A 4,265-nucleotide genomic window follows, 5' to 3' on the forward strand; every position below is an offset into this window, starting at 1 on the left:
TGGAGAGGTAACTAAAATTCATACACATTTTTACTTATCCCTAATTCAATTTACAATTGAATAAATAATTGTTTCATTTCATTTCATTTAATGAAATAATACTTATTGGTTTTATAGATTAAAAAATATTAAAACAACAATGTTAGAGTATAAACTCAGTTTTCATTGTTCTTTCATGATTTGCTAAAAATATTTATCAAAAACTTTTTTAAAATCTATTATTTATATCTATTCTATATTTTTCATAAAAGTCTATATTACCTTCAGACACAGACCCTACTAAGATATCATCATTTAAACTAGACCTAATTTCTGTAGAGACTTTATTAAATTCTTTTACAAAGACTTTTAAATTAATATTTAAACTTTTACAAAATTCAATAATATCAAAACTAAATTCTTCATTCTCTGCATTGAATCCTAGAAATCTAACTTCATTTTTATCATAATAAATTCTTAATTTAGTCATTTTTTATTCCAATATCTATTTTAAACTTTATGTGTTTCCCAAAATCTTTAACACCTAATATAATATTAGAATCAGGTTCAATTGAAGTTTTTACGTTCTTTGCCATGATTTTTCTCCAATTTAGACTATTATATAGCTTTATAATTATACTTTTGTGCATTTTATTAATTGCTATATTGATTATTGCTTTATAATTGTACTTATGTACAACAAATTATAGGAATACTATTAATATAGTATTGAGTATTGAATCATGAAAATTTTAAAATACACATACCAGATAAAATATAGAGGAATTGATAAAGGTTATTCTTCATCTTTCTTAGGCAATTTAGAAGCTAAGTATAATGACCCAAAAGACAATGTTCCAAGAATTAAAAAATGTAAAAAATCTTGTATATTATTTGTAAACTATATTTTAAAGTATATTTGTGTTAATTATAACTCAAAGATTTAAAAGTATTAATGAAATATATCATTGGCTTGTTCCAATAACTTTTCCTAAAACTTCAACATCATCACAATCATGAAGTTCTGGTAAGAATAAGGGATTACACGATAGCAATTGAAGCTTATTATATTTTGGCAAGAAAATTACTTTTTTAACTACTACTCCATTTTGTGTATTAACTACATAGATATCGTTATTTCGAAATGAAGGAATTGTTTTAGATTTATCTATAAATATAATTGAACCATCTCTTATTAAAGGTTCCATTGATTCACCTGTTACATTTAAAGCTTCAATGTTTTTAATAGCTTCTTTACCACCTAGTTGCTCTACAACATCTTTATCTAAGCCTAAGTACTCAAAGTTTTCTTTCTCATTAATAGCGCCCCCACCTGCACTAGTATTTATATTTTTAAAATATTTAATATTAATAATCTTATCTGTAATTTGATTTAGAGAATCAGGCATTTGATCAAATAATATATAATTAATTACAATATTCTCTTTTGCACAAAAATTTATAATAGCTTGTAAAGGTATTTTACTTTCTTTTTTCGATCTACAATAGTGTTCTTTTGAGATATCTAAAGCTTTTGCTATATCTGCATCATAAACTTTTTTATCTTTATTATCCTGTGTTTGTTCTATATGTATTCTAATTTTATTCATTACAGCATTAAAATCGCTACTTATCATTTATTGACCTATATGTTAATTTATTTTGAATAATATCACATATGTAATACATTATGTAAAAAGATTACAAGGTGTAATATAAATGAACATACATTTAGATTTAGATTGTTATTTTGTGAGTGCTGAAAGAACAAGATATCCTTTTTTAAAAGGTAAAAATGTTGTAGTTGTAAAAGGAAGTGACAATAGAATTTTTTCCAATATAAAAAAAGATGGTGTTATACTTGGAGATACGGGAGCTTTTAATAGTGTCTTAGAATTTAAGAATAAGCAGCATGATAATGTTTTAGGAGCTTGGAAGGATGAATATATTGACAAAGAGGGAAATATACATGGTATTGTTATTGCAAAATCTTATGAAGCTAAGAAATATGGAATAAAAACAGGAACACCTTTGAAAGAAGCTTTATACATGTGTCCTAATCTATTAATTATAAAAAGTGATCATCTCTTTTATCAAGAGTTATCTCAAAAATTAAAAAAGTACTTAGAGTTTAAAATACCTGTATTAGAGCAATATTCTATTGATGAATTCTTTGGAGATTTGAATGGATGGATTAAAGATGAAGATACACAAGGGTTTATTGAAGAATTAAGAGATGATATTATGGCTAAGTTTGACTTACCAATATCAATAGGAGCAAGTAAAAGTAAATGGATAGCAAAGCTCTTAACAGATGAAGCAAAGCCTTATGGTGCTTTAGCATTAAGACAAGACCAAGTTTATGAATACACGAAAGATATTGATGTAAATGACTTTCCAGGTGTTGGACGTGCAATATCTAAGAAACTTGAAATACATAGAATTAAAACATTAGGAGAGTTAAGAGTAAAACCTAGTTTACTATACTCATATGGTAAAACTGGAGTTCAATTATATAAAAGAATTTGTGGTACTGATAATGAAAGAGTAATAGCCTATAGTGATAGAAGAGGTATTGGAATAAGTAGAAACTTTAAAGCAATAATAAATAGAGATGAATTATATAGAAGAGTTTTAATACTTGCTAGATATTTAAGTTTTACTATTGCTAAACTAGCATTAAATCCTACAAGCTATTATTTTAAAATTAGATATGAGTATGGATCAAAGAACTCTCAATCCATTAGTCATAATAGACTTTTTAATGAAAAGTTTTTAATAGACCTTGCAAAAGAGATGATTAAAAAGTTAGATAATCATGTTACTCATAAAATACACTATATAGCAATTTCAGCTTCAAACTTTTCTAATTCACATAATCAAAAAACATTTTCTTTAATTGATTTTGAGAAGGATAAAAAGTTTAAAGCTTTAAATGAAAAGCTTCTTAAGATTAGAGATAAATATGGTGTAGATATTATTAGGTATGGAAGTGAGCTTAATGTGAGTATTTAAAATTGTAAAAACAAAAAGTGGTTTCCCTAACAATAATAGCTTACCTAAATTACTATTTATGGGGATTCAAAATGCCTCAAAAAAGTCAACTTTTCCAGTAAGAAATTGGGTTTTAAGAATTTTCAACTCTCAATTTACTTTGAGGGAAGACTAGATAAAACATTAAATTTATGATACATTTGGGAATTACTAGATACTGACACGAGATTATTGACACTCCCGTCCTATACTATCAATTTTTAATGATTATGATTGTTACAATTCCATTTTTTTAATTTTTAAATAGCCACACACCAACCAAAATAGCTATTAAAGCTATTACCATAGTCGATTTTAATATTAATATTATTTCCATTTATTTTCCTAGTATTTTTTTAATTTTTAATGATTATGACAAATTTTCTAAAGTTATCCATTATGAATTAAACCCTTTATATTTGTTGCATCATTTTCTAATATTTTAAAGCCATATTCTTCATATATTTTTTGTAGTAGATTATTATTTTCTTTGCCTTCAGAATTATAAAATAGTAGAAATAGAGCAATATCAGTATTTTGGTATATCCCTAATGATTCTAAAATCATTTTAAATATCTTCTTTTTGTGTTGCTGCTTCAGATTCACCATATTCTTGTAGTAATATTTTAATTTCATGTGTTATAAAGTTATCTGCAAATTGATATTCGATACCGAAGCTTGTTGATATTTGTAATTTTATGTCTTCAATATTTATTTTGTTCATAAGTAAGTCCTATTTCTCTTTAATGTTTTTTTAGGCTTTTCAATTAATTTAGCTTTCTGAAAAGCTAAATAACCTAATAGCTGACCTGTTTTACCTTGACTTTTTTTCTGTAGTATGAAGTTGTTAAATTCTTCATCATTAAGTGTTATAACTACTCTATTAGCATTCTCATTGCTCATAATTTACTTTCCTTCTTCTATTGTAATTTCATTAACATTTTTTAGATTATTATCGATTGCCATTTCATTAACAAATGAATTTAATTTTTTAATGATAAATACAACATCTTCTCTTTTCTCATTAAAGTATTCAATCTCAACATTCTTAGTTCCTACATTATTTCTAAGATATTTATATACCTTATCAACATTAGGTATTAGCTCTGCTAGTAACTTGGCCTCTGGTGTATTACAAATTAATACTTTACTATTAGGATTTTTTGCTAATTCAATCTTTTTGGATAAATCTCTCATATTTTTCCTTCGTATAATACATTTATCGTTCAATTAGTTAAAATAAGAACGAGTTC

The 4,265-nt window shown here is 25.1% G+C and carries 8 protein-coding genes and 1 pseudogene; 3 read left to right on the plus strand and 6 right to left on the minus strand.

The annotated features are described in order from the left end of the window. Window positions 1–208: 208 nt before the first annotated feature. Entirely contained in the window at window positions 209–469 is a 261-nt protein-coding gene (locus tag GBG18_RS14700) for a hypothetical protein (RefSeq protein ID WP_152192281.1), read from the minus strand. Window positions 470–722: 253 nt separating this feature from the next. Here GBG18_RS14700 and GBG18_RS14705 point away from each other — a divergent pair, with 253 nt between their 5' ends. Then, a complete protein-coding gene (locus tag GBG18_RS14705) occupies window positions 723–926 on the plus strand; it encodes a hypothetical protein (RefSeq protein WP_152192282.1) in 204 nt (67 codons plus the stop codon). An 18-nt stretch (window positions 927–944) separates the two neighbouring features. Here GBG18_RS14705 and GBG18_RS14710 read toward each other — a convergent pair whose 3' ends face one another. Then, window positions 945–1,616, minus strand: coding sequence for a S24 family peptidase (locus GBG18_RS14710; RefSeq protein WP_152192284.1), 672 nt, complete (start codon window positions 1,614–1,616; stop codon window positions 945–947). Window positions 1,617–1,698: 82 nt separating this feature from the next. Here GBG18_RS14710 and GBG18_RS14715 point away from each other — a divergent pair, with 82 nt between their 5' ends. Further along, window positions 1,699–2,994 carry a DNA polymerase Y family protein gene (locus GBG18_RS14715; protein WP_152192286.1) on the plus strand — a complete coding sequence of 432 codons (1,296 nt, stop codon included), beginning with the start codon at window positions 1,699–1,701 and terminating at the stop codon, window positions 2,992–2,994. A gap of 1 nt (window position 2,995) precedes the next feature. After that, window positions 2,996–3,168, plus strand: a pseudogene (locus GBG18_RS15855) (IS256 family transposase); the annotation flags it as partial. Between the two features lie 234 nt (window positions 3,169–3,402). On the opposite strand, the gene GBG18_RS15415 reads toward GBG18_RS15855, so the two are convergent. The 4 genes from GBG18_RS15415 to GBG18_RS14725 are packed head-to-tail and all read right to left on the minus strand — an operon-like array spanning window position 3,403 to window position 4,209. Continuing rightward, window positions 3,403–3,579, minus strand: a complete 177-nt coding sequence (locus tag GBG18_RS15415; protein ID WP_193311176.1) for a hypothetical protein — start codon at window positions 3,577–3,579, stop codon at window positions 3,403–3,405. Between the two features lies 1 nt (window position 3,580). Beyond that, the gene (locus GBG18_RS15420) at window positions 3,581–3,736 is read right to left on the minus strand and encodes a hypothetical protein (RefSeq protein ID WP_193311177.1); all 156 of its coding nucleotides are present in this window, start codon (window positions 3,734–3,736) and stop codon (window positions 3,581–3,583) included. Further along, a complete protein-coding gene (locus GBG18_RS14720) occupies window positions 3,733–3,915 on the minus strand; it encodes a hypothetical protein (RefSeq protein WP_152192288.1) in 183 nt (60 codons plus the stop codon). The genes GBG18_RS15420 and GBG18_RS14720 overlap by 4 nt, the downstream gene beginning before the upstream one ends. Window positions 3,916–3,918: 3 nt before the next feature. Beyond that, window positions 3,919–4,209 carry a hypothetical protein gene (locus tag GBG18_RS14725; RefSeq protein ID WP_152192290.1) on the minus strand — a complete coding sequence of 97 codons (291 nt, stop codon included), beginning with the start codon at window positions 4,207–4,209 and terminating at the stop codon, window positions 3,919–3,921. Window positions 4,210–4,265: the final 56 nt, after the last annotated feature.

The sequence above is a fragment of the Poseidonibacter ostreae genome (assembly GCF_009208075.1).
GTDB classification, from domain to species: domain Bacteria; phylum Campylobacterota; class Campylobacteria; order Campylobacterales; family Arcobacteraceae; genus Poseidonibacter; species Poseidonibacter ostreae.